The sequence below is a fragment of the Ruegeria sp. HKCCA4633 genome (assembly GCF_013034605.1).
Classification (GTDB): domain Bacteria; phylum Pseudomonadota; class Alphaproteobacteria; order Rhodobacterales; family Rhodobacteraceae; genus Ruegeria.
Window position 1 is genome coordinate 426,827 of the sequence record NZ_WQGJ01000001.1, and the last position, 17,395, is coordinate 444,221.

Sequence of the window (17,395 nt, forward strand, 5' to 3'; positions counted from 1 at the left end):
ACACAGGCTTGGCACAAAGACACAATGTGTACCATAGTGTTCATGCAAAGGCAGGGGAGAGCCTTTCGGGGAGGAGCCAGTGGCCAAGGCCGCAAGCCAGATCGAAATGCCAGTTGGCGTCATCGTGCGCAAGAAACCCGGGATCACACGTTGGGCCCGATGGAGTTGGCGTGCCATAGCCGTTTTGCCGGGTGCTGGTCCTGCCGTTTGGCAGGAATTGCGTCGTGAAGGCGATGCGGTTGAATACCATGCAGCCACCCTGCCCCTGACCCTTTGGGCGGATGAGACCGAAGCCTACATGGTCAACCTGTCAGACGGACAACCCTCGCTTTATCTGGTGTTGCGGGATGAATTGAAGGGGGACGTCCCTTTGAACGCGGTGCTTATCACGGCCTCGCCTTTTGAGGGGCAGGACTATGCCGACACAGGTGAAGAGATCGTCGAAAAGATCCCCATGACCGAAGGGCTGATTGCCTGGGTGCGGGATTTCGCGCTCAAACATCATAAAGACGAAGTTTTCATCAAGCGCCGCCGCGACAAGAAACGCACGGATTTGGTCGAGGACGGCAAGGGCGACCCACGGATCAGACAGGCCTCGGATGTCTACCGCGCACCTCGGAGGCTTGTGCAATGACCCAGGCGCGCGATTTCTGGTCCCGTCGCAAGGCCGCCGTACAGGCAGAAGCCGAGGCTGAGGTCATAGCGGCAGAAGAACACGTCATAGCCGCACAACACGCCGAACTGGAAGAAAAGACTGACGCCGACATTCTGGCCGAGTTAAACCTGCCTGACCCGGATAAATTACAGGCGGGCGACGATGTCACGGGGTTCATGGCCAAGGCGGTGCCTGATCGGTTGCGTCGCCGGGCCTTGCGCCGGTTGTGGCGACTGAATCCGGTTCTGGCCAACGTGGACGGTCTGGTTGATTACGGCGAAGACTATACCGACGCAGCTTGTGTGATCGAAAACCTTCAGACCGCCTACCAGGTGGGCAAAGGGATGCTGGCCCATGTCGAGGCCTTGGCCGCAAGTGAAGACGACACCGAAGAGGAAACCCCCTCGGAGGATGAACCAATGTCCGAACCCTCGGTCGCCATGGAAGAAACAGAAGCCGCCCCCACAACACCTGAAGTGGATTTGGCCGAAGCCTACACGCGGGAAGAGGTCGAACTGCCCCCGTCCCCGCGCCGCATGAGATTTGAATTCGAAGGATAACCCATGACCGCAGATAACGCGCAGACTTTAGACATTTCAGCCGAAGACCGGCTGCGCGCGGATTTTTACAATTTTCTGGGTTTGCTTTTGGCCGGCCCGCCTGATCAGTTGCTTCTGGACCAGATGTCGGGGCTGAGCGGAGACGACACTGATCTGGGCCAAGCCATTCAGGCTATGGCGCGTGTTGCCAAGGTGACCAAGCCCGCCGCTGCCGAGCGTGAGTTCAACGCGCTATTCATTGGTTTGGGACGTGGCGAATTACTGCCTTACGCCAGTTTTTATCTGACCGGGTTCCTGAACGAAAAACCTTTGGCGCAATTGCGCAATGATATGGCTGTTCGCGGGATCACCCGTACGCAGAACGTTTTTGAACCCGAAGACAACGTTGCCTCACTGATGGAGATGATGGCAGGCATGATCGTAGGCCGTTTCGGATCGCCGGCGACGTTAGAAGACCAGAAAACGTTCTGGAACAAACATATCGGCCCCTGGGCCGCACATTTCTATTCGGATTTGGAAGCCGCCGAAGCGTCGGTTCTCTATGCCTCGGTCGGCACCGCCGGTCGAGTGTTCATGGAAATCGAACGCGAGGCCTTCCGAATGATGGCGGCATAACCCGCCACTCGCCAGCGCCTGAATTGGCGCTAGATCGCAAATGGGAGAGGAGAAGCCCATGAGCAAGACCAAGGAAGAAGGCGCAACGCGCCGCGACTTCCTCAAACTGGCCGGAACCGCAGCGCCCGCTGCCGTTGCCGCCGCCAGCCTGAGCGGTCAAGCCGAAGCAGCCGAGCTGCCGACGGACGAGACCCGCATGCAAGATACAGCGCATACCCGCGCATATCTGGAAAGCGCGCGCTTCTAAGCCGCCTCGACTGCGCCCGGCGCACCAGCCGGACGATGTCACTTACCCGACTGACGGTTGCGATTGGCCCTGACGTCGGTTTCGCAGTTACCAAGCCAGCCGTGATCCTCATGGCCAGCAAGGGAGGAAAGAAATGCTTAGGAAAAAGACCAACGGGGTTGCGAGACGCCCCCAGCGGACAAGTATCCTGTCCCAGATCGGCGAGAAAACCGTCGATCGCCGCGCATTCCTGCGTGGCTCGGGCCTGACGATCGGCGGCCTTGCCGCGATCAGCGCCACGGGTGGAACCGTGACGCCTGCCAGCGCCCAAACAGCGGCCAACACCGCCGTTGAGAATATTAAATCCGTATGCACCCACTGTTCGGTCGGCTGTACCGTTGTTGCCGAAGTGCAGAACGGTGTCTGGGTCGGGCAAGAACCCGGCTGGGACAGCCCGTTCAACCTGGGTGCGCATTGCGCCAAAGGGGCCTCGGTCCGCGAGCACGCCCATGGCGAACGCCGCCTCAAGTATCCGATGAAAAAGGAAGGCGGCGAGTGGAAGCGCATCAGCTGGGAAGAGGCGATCAACGAGATCGGCGACGGCATGATGAACATCCGCCAGGAATCCGGGCCGGACAGCGTGTACTGGTTGGGCTCGGCCAAGCACAATAACGAACAGGCCTATCTGTTCCGCAAGTTCGCCGCCTACTGGGGCACGAACAACGTGGACCATCAGGCCCGTATCTGCCACTCGACCACTGTTGCGGGTGTTGCGAATACATGGGGCTACGGCGCCATGACCAATTCGTACAATGACATCCACAACTCACGGGCCATCTTCATCATCGGCGGCAACCCGGCCGAGGCGCATCCCGTCTCGCTGCTTCATGTTCTGCGCGCGAAAGAGCAGAATAACGCACCGCTGATCGTCTGCGACCCGCGCTTTACGCGCACCGCGGCGCATGCGGATGAATATGTCCGCTTCCGTCCCGGTACAGACGTTGCTCTGATCTGGGGCATTCTGTGGCACATCTTCGACAACGGCTGGGAGGACAAAGAGTTCATCCGCACCCGTGTCTGGGGAATGGACCAGATCCGCACCGAGGTCGCCAACTGGAACCCGGAAGAGACCGAGCGTGTAACCGGCGTGCCCGGCTCGCAGCTCAAGCGCGTTGCCCGGACCATGGTCAACAACCGCCCCGGCACAGTCATCTGGTGTATGGGTGGTACGCAGCACACCAACGGCAACAACAACACCCGCGCTTACTGCGTGCTCCAGCTTGCTTTGGGCAACATGGGCACTTCGGGGGGTGGCACCAACATCTTCCGTGGTCATGACAACGTGCAGGGCGCAACGGACCTTGGTGTTCTGTCCCACACCCTGCCTGGCTATTACGGCCTGTCCAAGGGTGCATGGGGTCATTGGGCTCGTGTCTGGGGTGAAGATCCCGAATGGCTGGCGGGCCAGTTCGCCACGATCAAGGACAAGGAAGGCAAGGATAAACCGCTTCAGAACGAGCGCGGCATCCCGGTCTCCCGCTGGATCGACGGTGTTCTGGAAGACCCGGCCAACATGGATCAGGACAACAATGTCCGCGCCATGGTTCTGTGGGGCCACGCGCCCAACTCGCAGACCCGCATGACGGAAATGAAGACGGCGATGGAGAAGCTGGACATGCTGGTCGTGATCGACCCGTATCCCACCGTCTCGGCCGTGCTGCATGACCGCACCGATGGCGTCTACCTGTTGCCCGCCTGTACGCAGTTCGAAACCCGTGGCTCGGTCACGGCATCGAACCGGTCGCTACAATGGCGCGACAAGGTGGTAGAACCGCTGTTCGAAAGCCTGCCGGACGAGGTCATTATGGCCAAGTTCGCCAACAAGTTTGGCTGGGCGGATCGGTTGTTCCGCAATATCGAGATGGACGATCCGGAAACCCCCAATGTTGAAAGCATCACGCGTGAGTTCAACGCGGGTCTCTGGACCATCGGATATACCGGTCAATCGCCAGAACGTTTGAAAAGCCATATGGCCAACCAGCACACGTTCGACAGAACCACGCTGCAAGCCATTGGTGGGCCCAACGACGGCGAATATTACGGTCTGCCCTGGCCCTGCTGGGGAACACCGGAGATGGGTCATACGGGGACACCAAACCTCTATGACATGTCCAAACCGGTGGCCGAAGGTGGCCTGACCTTCCGTGCGCGCTTTGGCGTGGAGCGGGATGGCGACAACCTGTTGGCCGAAGGGGTCTATAGCGTTGGATCGGAAATTCAGGATGGATATCCCGAGTTCACGATGCAGATGCTGATGGACCTTGGTTGGGATGGCGATCTGACGGCCGAGGAACGCGCAGCCATCGACGCCGTTGCGGGACCAGAGACCAACTGGAAAACCGACCTGTCCGGCGGTATCCAGAGGGTCGCGATCGAGCATGGCTGTGCGCCCTTCGGGAACGCCAAAGCCCGCGCGGTTGTCTGGACCTTCCCGGATCCGATCCCACTGCATCGCGAGCCGCTTTATACGAACCGGCGCGACCTGGTGGAGGACTATCCGACCTACGAGGACCGGCACGCATATCGCCTGCCCACCCTTTATGCTTCGATTCAGAAGAACGACTTTTCAAAGGATTACCCGATAATCCTAACGTCAGGTCGTCTGGTCGAATATGAAGGCGGCGGGGATGAAACACGGTCGAACCCGTGGCTGGCCGAGCTTCAGCAGGACATGTTCGTCGAGATCAATCCACGCGATGCCAACAACCTTGGTATTCGCGACGGATCACAGGTCTGGGTCGAAGGTCCTGAAGGCGGCAAGGTCAAGGTGATGGCGATGCTGACCAACAGGGTCGGTGCCGGCGTGGCCTTCATGCCGTTCCACTTTGGCGGCCATTTCCAGGGCGAGGACCTGAGGGAGAAATACCCGAAAGGTGCCGATCCCTATGTGCTGGGTGAAAGTACCAACACCGCCCAGACCTATGGCTATGATTCCGTGACCCAGATGCAAGAGACCAAAGCGACTCTTTGCAAAATCTGGTCAGCGTAAGGGAGGAGAAGAGAACATGGCAGCAAGAGCAAAGTTTCTCTGCGACGCCGAACGCTGCATCGAGTGCAATGCCTGCGTCACCGCGTGTAAGAACGAACACGAGGTGCCGTGGGGCGTGAACCGCCGCAGGGTGGTAACGATCAATGACGGTGACCCGGGCGAACGCTCGATTTCGGTGGCCTGTATGCATTGCTCGGATGCGCCCTGCATGGCGGTGTGCCCGGTCGACTGCTTCTATCAGAATGAAGAAGGGGTCGTCCTACACTCCAAGGACCTGTGCATTGGTTGTGGTTATTGCTTCTACGCGTGCCCGTTCGGCGCGCCGCAATACCCGCAGGCGGGCAACTTCGGATCGCGTGGAAAGATGGACAAATGTACCTTCTGCGCTGGTGGTCCCGAGGAAACGCACTCGACCGCAGAGTTCGCCAAATATGGTCGCAACCGGATCGCCGAGGGCAAACTGCCCATCTGCGCCGAAATGTGTTCCACCAAGGCCCTGCTCGCTGGTGACGGCGACGTTGTGTCGGCCATCTACCGCGAGCGTGTTGTCGCCCGTGGCTTCGGGTCCGGCGCATGGGGTTGGGGCACCGCCTACGACCAGAAAGACGGCTAGGACCGTCTTTGATGAACCAAACAGGCGACCCGCATCCGTGGGTCGCCTGATCAGGGATTTTGACCGAGGTTCAGATGTTCCGCTTACTCATCGCATTGCTGTTCACCATTGGGCTGGCACAGGCCACCGTTGCGCAAACAAACGAAGCTGGGGAACCAGCCACCACGAATGAGCGCGCCTCGACCGGTGGTGCGACCACGCTTGAGGATATTCTCGCGCGTCAACGCGGCGAAAAAGTAGATAACACCTATCGCTCGGAAAACACTGGCCAAGGCAATGTCGAAGGCCTTCTGGGCCAGTTTGGACCCAGCGGCGTATCGTCCGACAGTGATGTATACCGCGCGCTGCGCTTTGGCTCGGCGGACGTCACCGTGTCCTCGCGCGGACCTGCCGACAGTGTGCTGATCCAAGACGGCGGCATTTGGTGGTGGGAATTCCGCACAGGGCCGTTACGCGAATATGGCGGTTACATCATCGCTGGAATGCTGGCCATCATCGTTCTGTTTTTCCTGATCCGAGGCAAGATTCGCATCGACGGAGAAAAGACCGGCCGTACCGTTCTGCGCTTCACCAGTTTTGAACGTTTCGGGCATTGGCTGTTTGCAGGATCATTCATCGTGCTTGCGATCACCGGCCTGCTGACACTCTATGGCCGCGACTTCCTGATTCCGATCTTCGGCAAGGAAGGTTTCGCAACCATCGCGCAAGGCTGCAAATGGCTTCACAACAATCTGGCATGGGCCTTCATGCTGGGGCTGATCATCATCACGGTGAATTGGATTGCCCATAACATCCCCAACCGCACAGACCTGAAATGGCTGGCTGCCGGTGGGGGTTTATTCAGCAAAAACAGCCACCCACCCGCCAAGAAATTCAACGCAGGTCAAAAAATCATCTTCTGGGCCTGCATACTGCTGGGAGTCTCGATCAGCCTGTCCGGCCTGTCGCTGCTGTTTCCGTTTGAATTGCCGATGTTCGCCAAGACCTTCTCGGTTGCCAATGCCACCGGCATTCCACAGGCGCTTGGTCTGAACCTGCCCGTGCAAATGTCGCCTCAGGAAGAGATGCAATACGCCCAAGTCTGGCACGTGATGGTCGCTTATGTCTTCATCGCCATCATCATCGCGCATATCTACCTCGGCTCGGTCGGGATGGAGGGCGCGTTTGATGCAATGGGTACTGGTGAAGTCGAAGAGCAATGGGCGCGCGAACACCACTCGTTGTGGCTGGAAGAGGTGCAGGAAAAAGAGGCTGGCAAGGCAGCGGCCTCACCCGCCGAATAGATGCGCTGGCTGATCCTTGCCTGTGCGTTGATCCCCCTGCCCGCATGGGCGGAGTTCTTCACGCTCAAAGGTCATGGCGGGCCGATCATGGGTATCGCAACGGCCCCTGATGGACGGATCGCAACAGCCAGTTTCGACAATTCTGTCGGGCTATGGTCGGACCAGACACCCGAATGGCTGGAAGGTCACGAAGCAGCCGTCAACGCGGTCGTCTTCAACGGTACAGCAATTTATTCCGCCGGAGACGATTTTACCCTCCGCCGCTGGCCGGGCGGAGAGATCGTCGGCCAACACAAAGGCAAGATCGTTTCTGTAGCTGCCTCAAAAACGCATGTCGCAACGGCCAGTTGGGACGGAACAATCGGATTATGGCCCGTCGATGGCACTGCCCCCGCCCTGTTCGGCCCCACGGGCAGTGGCGTGAATGCGGTCACTTTTTCACCGGATGGATCAAAGCTTTTTTCCGCTGGCGTCGATGGGTCCTTACGCGTGTGGGATGTCGCAACCGGCGAAGAAACGGACCGGCTGGTTGAGCACGGATTTGGCATCAACGAATTGATTTTCAACGCGCAGGAAAACTGGATCGCCTATGGCGCGGTGGACGGGGTGACGCGCATCCTCGATCTGACAACCGGTGAAGAACGCGACTTCACTCTGGACCGCCGCCCGATCCTGGCCCTTGCGCTCAGCCCGGACCGAAGCCTTTTGGCGGTCGGTGACGGCGAAGGCTATATCATGATGATCGACACGACCGAATGGCGCATCACGCAGGATTTCCGCGCAACGCTGCGCGGACCGGTCTGGGCGCTGTCATTCTCTGATGATGGCCAGAACATCCATGCAGGGGGCATAGACGCGGCGATGTACAGCTGGCCCGTGGGTGCGCTGTCGGATCAACAGCAAATGGCTTCGACCGAGCCCAGTTTTCTGAAAGATCCCGACGAAATGGAGAATGGCGAACGTCAATTCGCCCGCAAATGCTCGATCTGCCACAGCCTGACACCCGAAGGCGAACGTCGGGCGGGTCCAACACTGCACGGTATCTTTGGGCGACCCGCCGGATCGCTGCCGGGATATTTGTACTCGGATACGCTGCAAGACTCTGATATTGTTTGGAATGAACAAACAATAAATGCCCTTTTCGATAAGGGGCCGGATCATTACATTCCGGGGTCGAAGATGCCGATGCAACGGATTACAGAACAGCAGGACCGGGACGACCTGATCGCTTTTCTGCGCCGTGCGACGGACGACCAGAACTGAACCGGAGGAGACTATGAAAGCCTTTTTAGCCGCGGTTGTCGCGATGGTCGTGATTACAGTTGCAGCCCCGACGACGTTGGACCAGATCGGGTTCAGCGCCGCGGACAGCACATCTGGTTCTGCGGTGCGCCTGGACTGAATGTCTCAATACCTGACCACCCGCGAACTGGCCGATCTTTTGCGCATTGGCGAGCGTAAAGCCTATGACCTTGCCTCATCCGGCGAGGTGCCTTGTGTGCGCGCCATGGGCAAGCTTTTGTTCCCACGGGCCGAGATCATCGCCTGGCTCAACGCGTCACGGTCTGGGCCTCAAGTGGCGGAACCGCCCCTGCCCCCGATCGTTGCTGGCAGCCATGATCCCCTTCTGGACTGGGCATTGCGCGAAAGCGGATCGGGGCTGGCAACGTATTATGATGGCTCTTTCGACGGATTGACACGATTGAGCGAGCGCAGCGCGCAGGCCGCTGTGCTGCACATCCACGAGGACGGTGGGTTCAATACCAAATCCCTGCGCGACTCATTGGGCGAAGCCCCGGTGATCCTCTATGAAGTCGCCCGTCGAGAACGCGGTTTGTTACTGGCACCGGGCGCATTGGACATCAGATCGTTCCAGGACCTCAAATCGCGACGCATCATCCTGCGGCAAGACAGTGCAGCCAGCCAGCACTTGTTCAATGCGCAACTTGAAGCACATAACCTAACTTACGACGATTTTGACACTTTTCCCGGCCGCGCCCGCACCGAAGAAGAGTTGGCCATCGCCCTGCACGATCAAAAGGCCGAAGCAGGCTTTGGCCTGGGTGCTTTGGCCGGGCTTTACAACCTCGGCTTTGTCCCCACCCATTCCGAAAGACTGGACCTGGCGATCTGGCGCAGATCGTTTTTCGATCCACCGATGCAAAAACTGATGTCGCTGCTACGCTCGGATCATTTCACACAACGGGCCCGCGAATTCGGCGGTTATGACCTGTCGGGCCTCGGTACGATCCATCACAATGGTGCCAGCGGCTGATCCTCCGCCAACCGCTTCATCTTTTCAGAAATACTCGCCCCGCAGGTGTTGGCTGCAGGCCAACTTATTGGGCATTGGGGAAAAACACCTGCTGTCCCTCCAGCCTGAAGGACGCGATCGCCTCCTGCCCGTCCGGCCCCGTCAACCAGTCGATAAAGCGTTGACCGGATGCCGCCCGCACATGTTGGTGCTTTTCCGGGTTCACAAGGATCACACCGTATTGATTAAACAGGCGCGGATCGCCTTCGACCAACACCTCTAGATTGCCTCTGTTGCCAAAAGACAGCCACGTGGCCCGGTCTGTAAGTGTATAGGCGTCCATGCCCCCGGCCACGTTCAGGGTCGCGCCCATACCCGATCCGGTTTCACGATACCACGTGCCGGAAGCACCCTTTGGATCAAGCCCGGCAGACGACCAATGGCCCAGCTCGGCCTTATGCGTCCCACTGTCATCGCCACGCGATGCAAAAGGGGCTTCGGCCTCTGCAATGGCCGTCAGAGCAACCAGTATATCGGTGCCTCCACGAATACCGGCCGGGTCAGATTTTGGGCCGACCAGAACAAAATCGTTATACATCAGGTCTTTTCGCTCAACGCCCCAGCCGTCCGCGACAAATTTCTCTTCGACTGGTTTGGCGTGGACCAGCAGAACGTCCCCGTCCCCGTTGACTGCATTGCGAATGGCCTGACCTGTTCCAACCGCGACAACGCGCACATCTATGCCAGACTCAGCCTCGAACCACGGCAATATGTGTTCCAACAGTCCAGAATTCTGCGTCGATGTCGTGGATTGAACAACAATGAACGGCGTTTCTGCTGAAACCCCCCCTGCCGATAGGCCAAGTGCAACTGCTGCTGCCCGAATAAATGCCCGGAACATCATGTTCTCCGTCTTTTCTTATTAAGTAACCAACCCACCCGCCAGATAGCGACGCGATGCTTCGCTTTCGGGGGCATCCAATACCTGTTTCGCGGGCCCATGTTCTACCACTTGACCGCCCTGCATCATGACAATATCCGCAGCCAAACGTCGCGCCTGTCCGATGTCATGTGTCACCATAACGATCCGCACCCCACGTGCCGAGGCGCGCCGGATCATCCGCTCGATCATTTGTGTGGCGCTCGGGTCCAGGGCACTGGTCGGTTCATCCAGAAACAGAGTTTCGGGCTCAGTCGCCAGGGCGCGCAGGATTGCCAGCCGCTGCGCCTCACCCCCGGAAAGTGAGCGAGCCGGCTGTCGCGCCTTGCCGTCCAGCCCCCCTTCGACCAGCAATTCGGCGATGCGTTTTTTTCTGTCTGTGCGCCCCATACTCTGACGCTTTAGAACAAAGTCCAGATTTGCAGAGACCGAACGACGCAACAAAACCGGTTGCTGGAACACCATAGCCTGGCGCGCCTTTTGTGCCGTGCACAGCGGAAGTCCGTCCTGGACGACGCGCCCACGATCCGGTGCGATCAGACCATGCAAACAACGCAACAGCAGGCTTTTGCCTGCGCCGTTTGGACCAAGGATGAGGGTTGGTCCGGGACCATCCAGAACCAGCGACGGCACATCCAGCAACGAACGGCCTTTGCTGCGAATCCGAAGATCTTTGACCTCAAGGCGGCTCACCAAGTTGCAGATGCCATCACGCATGGCGCAACCCCTCTTGCTCGGCCTTCAAGCTTACGGCGCTGACCATTGCGTTCACCGCCACAGCAATCCCGATCAGGATCGCCCCCAATGCCAACGCCAATGCGAGGTTTCCCTTTGAAGTTTCCAACGCGATGGTTGTGGTCATCACGCGCGTCACGTGGTTGATGTTGCCCCCGACAATGATCACCGCGCCAACCTCGGCGATGGCGCGTCCGAAGCCTGCCAGCAAGGCCGTAACCAAGGCCAGCCTTGCGTCCCACAACAAAACCGGAACCGAAGCCAGCCTGGACACGCCTAGGGATCGCAACTGTTCCGAATACTCCTCGGCCAGCATCTCGATCACCTGCCGCGTCAATGCCGCGACGATTGGTGTGACCAGCACCACTTGCGCGATAATCATCGCAGTCGGCGTGTACAAAAGTTGCAGTACACCCAAAGGGCCTGAACGGGACAACATCAGATAGACCAGCAGGCCCACGACCACGGGCGGGAACCCCATCAGTGCATTCATCAGCACGATCAAAATGCGTCTTCCAGGAAACCGGGCAACGGCCAAAGCAGCCCCCACAGGCATCCCAATCAGCGCGGAAATCAGCACGGCAAACAGTGAAACCTTCAGAGACAACAGCACAATCGCCCAAAGCTCTGAGTCCCCATGCAGGATCAGAGAAATTGCAGAGTTGAATTCTGATGCAAAACTTTGCATTTTCTACCGTGATGCCTGCGTTTCGTACGAAATGCGTTTATTTTCAGATTAATACTACTCTGTTTTTCGAATGAGTACAGACACAAATCCGGCATAGGAAATATGAAACGCGGCCCCAATCGGGACCGCGTTGAAATTGTTCGGATTGACAACTTGGATCAGTTCAAGGCTGCATCCGTGATCTGGTGCGTCCAGGCACCTTCGGGCTGCTTGGTAATTGCCGGGTTCTCTGCAGAAACGGCCGAGAGCAGTGTTTTCACTGTCTGCTCGTAGTCAGCGGGATCCAGCGCACCGTCTGATCCTTCAATCAGTTTTGCGACCTCACCCATCATGTAAACCTGATGGTCCAGCTCCTGCGCGCCGGTCTCATCGAATTCCAGCACGATTTCGGCGGCCTCTTCCTGATTTTCAGCTGCATATTTCCAGCCCTTCATCGAGGCACGAACGAACCGTTCCATCTTGTCGACAAATTCAGGATCACTCAGGTTCTCTTCCATGACATACAGGCCGTCCTCGAGCATCCCAAAACCCATCTGAAGATAGTTGAAAGTCACCAGCTCTTCGGGCGTGATACCGGCCTGAAGGATCTGGCGGTACTCGTTGTACGTCATGGTGGAGATGCAATCCGCCTGCCCCTGAATCAGGGGATCTGCGGAAAACGCCTGTTTTAGAACAGTAACCCCGTTCTCGTCCGCGCCATCCGTTTCGATGCCCAAGGACGCCATCCAGGCATAGAAGGGATACTCATTGCCAAAGAACCAAACACCCATGGTGCGGCCGGGGAAATCCTCGGGCGTTTCAACGCCGGTGGACTTCAGGCAGTTGACCTGAAGCCCTCCGGTTTTGAACGGCTGTGCAATGTTTACCAGCGGAACACCGCGTTCACGCGCAGCCAAACCAGCGGCCATCCAAGTGGTGATGACGTCGGCACCACCTCCAGCAATAACCTGTTCCGGTGCGATGTCCGGACCGCCCGGTTTGATTGTGACATCAAGCCCTTCTTCGTCGTAGAAACCTTTCGCTTCTGCTACAAAGTAGCCAGCAAATTGCGCCTGCCCGACCCATTTCAACTGCAACGTCACTTCGTCCGCCGCAAGCGCCGTAGTGGCTGCCAAACTGAAGGCGGCAACCGCCCCGCTAAGTAGCTTGTTCATCTTCATATCTCCTAGTTGCTTTTGGTTGCCCCGTTTTCGAGGTCTGTTGAATTATTCCTTTTCTTATCCACGTTGTGACGGATGCCAAAACGTCACGACCTTCTCGATGCCTGCGACGAGGCCATAAAAGGCGGTGCCGGCAAGCGCTGCCACCACGATCTCGGCCCAGACCATATCAAGCGACAGCTGGCCTACGCTGGTAGAAATCCGAAAGCCCATCCCCACGATTGGCGAGCCAAAGAACTCTGCCACAATGGCTCCGATCAAAGCCAAAGTTGTTGAAATCTTCAACCCATTGAAAATGAAAGGCATCGCCGCAGGCAAACGCAGTTTCACAAAACTCTGCCAATAGGTTGCGGCATAAGTCTCCATCAGATCGCGCTGCATCGCCGTGGCTTCACGCAACCCGGCCACGGTGTTGACCAGCATCGGAAAGAACACCATCACAACGACCACCGCCGCTTTGGAATGCCAATCAAACCCGAACCACATGACCAGGATCGGCGCCGTTCCAACGATGGGTAGAGCTGCTACGAAATTCCCCACAGGCAAAAGACCGAGGCGCAGGAAGTCCCACCGATCCACAGCAATGGCCATAAGAAATGCCGATCCACAGCCGATGACATATCCGCTGAGCGCACCTTTCAGAATTGTCTGAACAAAATCCGCCCACAGAATGTCAAGGCTACCGGCAAAGCGCAGCGCGATGGCGGAAGGTGCTGGCAGGATGACCAACGGAACCTCTAGTCCGCGCACCAACAGCTCCCACGCACCTACGACGGTCAGCCCGAAAATCACCGGCGCCAGAAAGCGTACGATCCGACTGTCCGCCTGCGGTCCACTGGCCAGGCGGCTGTTCAACCACCAGCCAAAAGCCCACAGCAGCAGAGCAAAGATAACCAACATCATTGCGCCATCCCCATCCGCTTCAGGACCATCCGCTCAACCAATCCGAGCAATCCAACCAGACAGGCAGCCAGAATGGCGGCCGCGAACAAGGCCGACCAAATCTGCACCGTCTGGCCATAGTAACTGCCAGCCAGCAAACGAGCACCCAGCCCGGCGACGGCCCCTGTCGGCAGTTCCCCCACGATTGCGCCGACCAAAGACGCCGCGATACCGATTTTCAACGACGTGAAAAGGTAAGGCATCGACGCAGGCAAGCGCAGTTTCCAAAAGCCTTGCGACCGGCTGGCATTATAGGTTTGCAACAGGTCCAGTTGCATCGCATCGGGGCTGCGCAGCCCTTTGACCATACCAACGACAACCGGGAAAAAGCTAAGGTAAGCCGATATGATGGCCTTGGGGATTATCCCCTGAACGCCAACCGAATACAGGACAACAATGATCATTGGTGCCAGTGCAATAATGGGGATCGTCTGGCTCACAATGGCCCATGGCATGACAGACAAATCCATCACGCGGCTATGAACGATCCCCACAGCCAGCAAGATGCCCAACCCCGTGCCGATCACAAAGCCAAGCATCGTCGCGCTGAGCGTCACCCAACCATGATAGATCAACGATCGTTTCGAGGTGATTTTCTTCTCGACAGTCGTTTCCCACAATTCAATCACGACCTGATGGGGCGAAGGCAAACGGGGTTTTTTCTTTTCCCACGCGGCGGGGATCGCAAACGTGTTGTTTACCACCAGCCCAAACTCGCCCAAGTCGCGGCGCGCGCTTGCAGTGGGCGGCTGAACCTCGGCCCCGCCACGCTCAAGCTCACTCAGAACACCTTTGATATTCATCGGAACACAAGCCGCGTACCAAATCAGGGCGATTGCAGCGACAACTGTGAGTATGGCAACGACCTGCTTCATGCGTGCCACTCCATGCGATAGACGGGCACAGTGTCTGGCGGTACCGGAGGCTCCTCTACGGTCACTTCAAACCCTTCGCGGCGGTAAAAGCGCTGCGCCGCGGTGTTGGGCCTGTGGGTCGTCAGCCAAAGAAACCCTCTTCCCTCTTTGGCGATATCGATGAACCGCTTGCCGATGCCTTGCCCCGTTCGGCTGCAATACAGCGCGCCAATCTTCTGCTGCTCGGGATCAACCGACATATAGCAATCGACCGGATCACCGGCGACCCAGATCTCACGACTTTCGAATGCATCCCGGATCAGGTTCGCCAGTTCTTCCACCGGCAATTCCTCGGGCATCCAATCTGTTTGCGTCGCCCAGTCGTGAACGACCTTGGCGCAGGACTTGACGTCACTTGGCACGGCGCGTCTGATCTTATCTGCGTTCAGTTCAGTCGTCATAGGAATGCCCCGCCCGCAGCCCATCCCTCACGCGATGCGCGACCTCGATGAATTCCGGCGTGTCACGAATGTCCAATTGCCGTTCTCTGGGTAAAGGGCTATCGATTACATCCGTGATCCGCCCCGGTCTTGGGCTCATGACCACAATCTTGGTACTAAGATACACCGCCTCGGGGATCGAGTGTGTCACGAAGCCAATTGTCTTCTCGGTCCGTGCCCACAGCGCCAAAAGCTGTTCATTCAGGTGATCGCGCACAATCTCATCCAACGCGCCGAACGGCTCGTCCATCAGCAGGATGTCGGCATCGAATGCCAAGGCCCGCGCGATGCTTGCGCGTTGCTGCATCCCACCGGATAGTTGCCAGGGAAACTTCCCCCCAAAGCCAGCAAGATCAACGAGTTCCAGGACTTTATTCACCCTCTCATCCTGTTCGGCGGCGGAATATCCCATAATCTCAAGCGGCAACTTGATGTTCTTGGAAATGGTACGCCACGGATACAAACCCGCCGCCTGAAACACATACCCATAAGCCCGTTTCCGACGCGCCTCATCGGGGGTCATGTCATTTACAGTCAGCGTGCCACACGTAGGTGTTTCCAACGCCGCGATACAGCGTAGAAACGTGGTTTTGCCGCATCCGGACGGCCCGATAAAACTGACAAAGTCACCCTTGTCGATTGTCAGGTTCACGTCCTTGAGCGCGTGAACTGGCCCATCGTTGGTCTGGAACGTCAGGTCCAGCTGCCTTGCCTGGATGACGGGCTGGGTCGTGCTTTCAGTGTTCATTACTTTGCCTTGAAAAGAGTGGTGTCAGGGCCGCCTGCAAAGCGGCCCAAACAGATCAAACACCGGTGGCCGGTATACCCGTCCGCTCAACGGGCCGTGGTGCCGTCAGCTCTTTCCAGGTGCTCAGAGCCTTATGGACATGGGTGTTGGCGTCACGCGCCACAAACTTCCCGTGACCTTCCTGAGTCCTGATCTCTCCATCATGCACCGCTACCGCACCACGGGTCAGCGTGAACCGCGGCAACCCGCGCACTTCCTTACCCTCAAAGACGTTGTAGTCGATCGATGATTGCTGCGTCTCAGCCGAAATCACCTTGGCCTTGTTTGGATCCCAAACCACCAGATCAGCATCAGCGCCGACCAGAACCGCACCCTTTTTAGGGTAGCAATTCAATATCTTGGCGATGTTTGTTGATGTAACAGCGACAAATTCGTTCGGCGTCAGTCGTCCCGTATTCACACCATAGGTCCACAGCATGGGCATTCGGTCTTCCAACCCTCCGGTCCCGTTCGGAATCTTGGTGAAATCCCCTACGCCATAACGTTTTTGCTCAGTCGTAAACGCACAATGGTCCGTCGCAACAACGCTCAGCGTTCCAGATTGCAAACCGTTCCACAGGCTGTCCTGATGCTGCTTGTTGCGGAACGGAGGGCTCATGACCCGCCGCGCAGCGTGTTCCCAGTCGTGATGGAAATACTCGCTCTCATCCAGGGTCAGATGTTGGATCAGTGGTTCGCCCCACACCCGCTTGCCCTGCATCTTGGCGCGCCGAATAGCCTCATGTGCCTCTTCGCAAGAAGTATGCACCACATAAAGCGGAACCCCGGCCATATCGGCAATCATGATGGCCCGATTGGTAGCCTCACCCTCGACCTGCGGCGGACGGGAATAGGCGTGCGCTTCGGGTCCTGTATTGCCCTCAGCCAACAGCTTGGCGCTCAACTCGGCCACAACGTCGCCGTTTTCGGCATGAACCATTGCGGTTCCACCCAATTCGGCCAGACGCTTGAACGACGCAAACAGCTCATCATCATTCACCATCAGCGCGCCTTTATAGGCCATAAAATGCTTGAACGTGTTGATGCCACGCGTCTCAATCACAGTCTTGATATCGTTGAACACCTGCTCGCCCCACCAGGTGACCGCCATATGGAACGAATAATCACAATTCGCACGCGTCGATTTGTTGTCCCAGCGTTTCAACGCATCCAGCAGACTTTCACCGGGGTTGGGCAGAGCGAAATCCACCACCATTGTTGTGCCACCAGCCAAAGCCGCACGCGTGCCGCTTTCGAAGTCATCGCTGGAATAGGTGCCCATAAAGGGCATCTCGAGGTGAGTATGAGGATCGATCCCACCCGGCATCACATAACAGCCGGTGGCGTCCAACTCCTTGTCGCCCTTCAGATCCATTCCGATTTCAGTGATCACACCACCTTCGACCAGCACGTCCGCTTTGTACGACAAATCCGCAGTGACGACGGTTCCGTTCTTGATAACAGTGCTCATTTCAAACTCCCTGATGCGGTCTGCGCCGCTTGCTTCATCTGGCTAAAAATACCTCGGGGGAGT

General features: G+C 57.7%; 19 protein-coding genes. 10 read left to right on the forward strand and 9 right to left on the reverse strand.

Annotated elements, in window-relative coordinates:
- Positions 1-79: 79 nt before the first annotated feature.
- From GOV85_RS02120 to GOV85_RS02160, 10 genes are all read left to right on the forward strand, one after another.
- Positions 80-634 (forward strand): DUF3305 domain-containing protein, encoded by a 555-nt coding sequence (locus GOV85_RS02120; RefSeq protein ID WP_171174557.1) that lies wholly within the window; start codon positions 80-82, stop codon positions 632-634.
- On the forward strand, positions 631-1,215 hold the full coding sequence (locus GOV85_RS02125; RefSeq protein WP_171174559.1) for a DUF3306 domain-containing protein: 585 nt from the start codon (positions 631-633) through the stop codon (positions 1,213-1,215). Before GOV85_RS02120 ends, GOV85_RS02125 begins: the two co-directional genes overlap by 4 nt.
- Positions 1,216-1,218: 3 nt before the next feature.
- Positions 1,219-1,830: a molecular chaperone gene (locus GOV85_RS02130; protein WP_171174561.1), complete on the forward strand. Its 612-nt coding sequence runs from the start codon at positions 1,219-1,221 to the stop codon at positions 1,828-1,830.
- Between the two features lie 58 nt (positions 1,831-1,888).
- Positions 1,889-2,077 carry a ubiquinol-cytochrome c reductase iron-sulfur subunit N-terminal domain-containing protein gene (locus tag GOV85_RS02135; protein ID WP_170376587.1) on the forward strand — a complete coding sequence of 63 codons (189 nt, stop codon included), beginning with the start codon at positions 1,889-1,891 and terminating at the stop codon, positions 2,075-2,077.
- A 133-nt stretch (positions 2,078-2,210) separates the two neighbouring features.
- Positions 2,211-5,105 carry a formate dehydrogenase subunit alpha gene (locus GOV85_RS02140; protein ID WP_171174563.1) on the forward strand — a complete coding sequence of 965 codons (2,895 nt, stop codon included), beginning with the start codon at positions 2,211-2,213 and terminating at the stop codon, positions 5,103-5,105.
- Positions 5,106-5,121: 16 nt separating this feature from the next.
- Positions 5,122-5,718, forward strand: a complete 597-nt coding sequence (gene fdh3B, locus GOV85_RS02145) for a formate dehydrogenase FDH3 subunit beta (RefSeq protein WP_039530246.1) — start codon at positions 5,122-5,124, stop codon at positions 5,716-5,718.
- Positions 5,719-5,792: 74 nt separating this feature from the next.
- Positions 5,793-7,001: a formate dehydrogenase subunit gamma gene (locus GOV85_RS02150; protein ID WP_171174565.1), complete on the forward strand. Its 1,209-nt coding sequence runs from the start codon at positions 5,793-5,795 to the stop codon at positions 6,999-7,001.
- A complete protein-coding gene (locus GOV85_RS02155) occupies positions 7,002-8,264 on the forward strand; it encodes a c-type cytochrome (RefSeq protein WP_171174567.1) in 1,263 nt (420 codons plus the stop codon).
- Positions 8,265-8,277: 13 nt separating this feature from the next.
- Positions 8,278-8,403, forward strand: coding sequence for a hypothetical protein (locus GOV85_RS21670; protein WP_256368496.1), 126 nt, complete (start codon positions 8,278-8,280; stop codon positions 8,401-8,403).
- On the forward strand, positions 8,404-9,276 hold the full coding sequence (locus tag GOV85_RS02160) for a helix-turn-helix transcriptional regulator (protein WP_171174569.1): 873 nt from the start codon (positions 8,404-8,406) through the stop codon (positions 9,274-9,276).
- A 64-nt stretch (positions 9,277-9,340) separates the two neighbouring features.
- Here GOV85_RS02160 and GOV85_RS02165 read toward each other — a convergent pair whose 3' ends face one another.
- The 9 genes from GOV85_RS02165 to hydA form a co-directional block, all read right to left on the reverse strand.
- Complete coding sequence (locus GOV85_RS02165) at positions 9,341-10,156, reverse strand: substrate-binding domain-containing protein (RefSeq protein WP_171174571.1); 816 nt, start codon at positions 10,154-10,156, stop codon at positions 9,341-9,343.
- Between the two features lie 21 nt (positions 10,157-10,177).
- A complete protein-coding gene (locus GOV85_RS02170) occupies positions 10,178-10,912 on the reverse strand; it encodes an ATP-binding cassette domain-containing protein (RefSeq protein ID WP_171174573.1) in 735 nt (244 codons plus the stop codon).
- The gene (locus tag GOV85_RS02175) at positions 10,905-11,618 is read right to left on the reverse strand and encodes an ABC transporter permease (protein WP_171174576.1); all 714 of its coding nucleotides are present in this window, start codon (positions 11,616-11,618) and stop codon (positions 10,905-10,907) included. The genes GOV85_RS02170 and GOV85_RS02175 overlap by 8 nt, the downstream gene beginning before the upstream one ends.
- Before the next feature lie 158 nt (positions 11,619-11,776).
- On the reverse strand, positions 11,777-12,772 hold the full coding sequence (locus tag GOV85_RS02180; protein ID WP_171174578.1) for an ABC transporter substrate-binding protein: 996 nt from the start codon (positions 12,770-12,772) through the stop codon (positions 11,777-11,779).
- Between the two features lie 63 nt (positions 12,773-12,835).
- Entirely contained in the window at positions 12,836-13,681 is an 846-nt protein-coding gene (locus tag GOV85_RS02185; RefSeq protein ID WP_171174581.1) for an ABC transporter permease, read from the reverse strand.
- Positions 13,678-14,595, reverse strand: a complete 918-nt coding sequence (locus GOV85_RS02190) for an ABC transporter permease (protein WP_171174583.1) — start codon at positions 14,593-14,595, stop codon at positions 13,678-13,680. The genes GOV85_RS02185 and GOV85_RS02190 overlap by 4 nt, the downstream gene beginning before the upstream one ends.
- Positions 14,592-15,035, reverse strand: coding sequence for a GNAT family N-acetyltransferase (locus tag GOV85_RS02195; RefSeq protein ID WP_171174585.1), 444 nt, complete (start codon positions 15,033-15,035; stop codon positions 14,592-14,594). The genes GOV85_RS02190 and GOV85_RS02195 overlap by 4 nt, the downstream gene beginning before the upstream one ends.
- On the reverse strand, positions 15,025-15,822 hold the full coding sequence (locus tag GOV85_RS02200) for an ABC transporter ATP-binding protein (protein ID WP_171174587.1): 798 nt from the start codon (positions 15,820-15,822) through the stop codon (positions 15,025-15,027). The genes GOV85_RS02195 and GOV85_RS02200 overlap by 11 nt, the downstream gene beginning before the upstream one ends.
- Positions 15,823-15,877: 55 nt before the next feature.
- The gene (gene hydA / locus GOV85_RS02205; protein ID WP_171174589.1) at positions 15,878-17,332 is read right to left on the reverse strand and encodes a dihydropyrimidinase; all 1,455 of its coding nucleotides are present in this window, start codon (positions 17,330-17,332) and stop codon (positions 15,878-15,880) included.
- Positions 17,333-17,395: the final 63 nt, after the last annotated feature.

Bases quoted from the DNA above. Each gene is read 5' to 3' on its own strand.
- fdh3B (WP_039530246.1), top strand. From the start codon at position 5,122: ATGGCAGCAAGAGCAAAGTTTCTCTGCGACGCCGAACGCTGCATCGAG.
- GOV85_RS02150 (WP_171174565.1), top strand. From the start codon at position 5,793: ATGTTCCGCTTACTCATCGCATTGCTGTTCACCATTGGGCTGGCACAG.
- GOV85_RS02170 (WP_171174573.1), bottom strand. From the start codon at position 10,912: ATGCGTGATGGCATCTGCAACTTGGTGAGCCGCCTTGAGGTCAAAGAT.
- GOV85_RS02185 (WP_171174581.1), bottom strand. From the start codon at position 13,681: ATGATGTTGGTTATCTTTGCTCTGCTGCTGTGGGCTTTTGGCTGGTGG.
- GOV85_RS02190 (WP_171174583.1), bottom strand. From the start codon at position 14,595: ATGAAGCAGGTCGTTGCCATACTCACAGTTGTCGCTGCAATCGCCCTG.
- GOV85_RS02130 (WP_171174561.1), top strand. From the start codon at position 1,219: ATGACCGCAGATAACGCGCAGACTTTAGACATTTCAGCCGAAGACCGG.
- hydA (WP_171174589.1), bottom strand. From the start codon at position 17,332: ATGAGCACTGTTATCAAGAACGGAACCGTCGTCACTGCGGATTTGTCG.
- GOV85_RS02125 (WP_171174559.1), top strand. From the start codon at position 631: ATGACCCAGGCGCGCGATTTCTGGTCCCGTCGCAAGGCCGCCGTACAG.
- GOV85_RS02155 (WP_171174567.1), top strand. From the start codon at position 7,002: ATGCGCTGGCTGATCCTTGCCTGTGCGTTGATCCCCCTGCCCGCATGG.
- GOV85_RS21670 (WP_256368496.1), top strand. From the start codon at position 8,278: ATGAAAGCCTTTTTAGCCGCGGTTGTCGCGATGGTCGTGATTACAGTT.
- GOV85_RS02180 (WP_171174578.1), bottom strand. From the start codon at position 12,772: ATGAACAAGCTACTTAGCGGGGCGGTTGCCGCCTTCAGTTTGGCAGCC.
- GOV85_RS02140 (WP_171174563.1), top strand. From the start codon at position 2,211: ATGCTTAGGAAAAAGACCAACGGGGTTGCGAGACGCCCCCAGCGGACA.
- GOV85_RS02160 (WP_171174569.1), top strand. From the start codon at position 8,404: ATGTCTCAATACCTGACCACCCGCGAACTGGCCGATCTTTTGCGCATT.
- GOV85_RS02200 (WP_171174587.1), bottom strand. From the start codon at position 15,822: ATGAACACTGAAAGCACGACCCAGCCCGTCATCCAGGCAAGGCAGCTG.
- GOV85_RS02195 (WP_171174585.1), bottom strand. From the start codon at position 15,035: ATGACGACTGAACTGAACGCAGATAAGATCAGACGCGCCGTGCCAAGT.
- GOV85_RS02175 (WP_171174576.1), bottom strand. From the start codon at position 11,618: ATGCAAAGTTTTGCATCAGAATTCAACTCTGCAATTTCTCTGATCCTG.
- GOV85_RS02135 (WP_170376587.1), top strand. From the start codon at position 1,889: ATGAGCAAGACCAAGGAAGAAGGCGCAACGCGCCGCGACTTCCTCAAA.
- GOV85_RS02165 (WP_171174571.1), bottom strand. From the start codon at position 10,156: ATGTTCCGGGCATTTATTCGGGCAGCAGCAGTTGCACTTGGCCTATCG.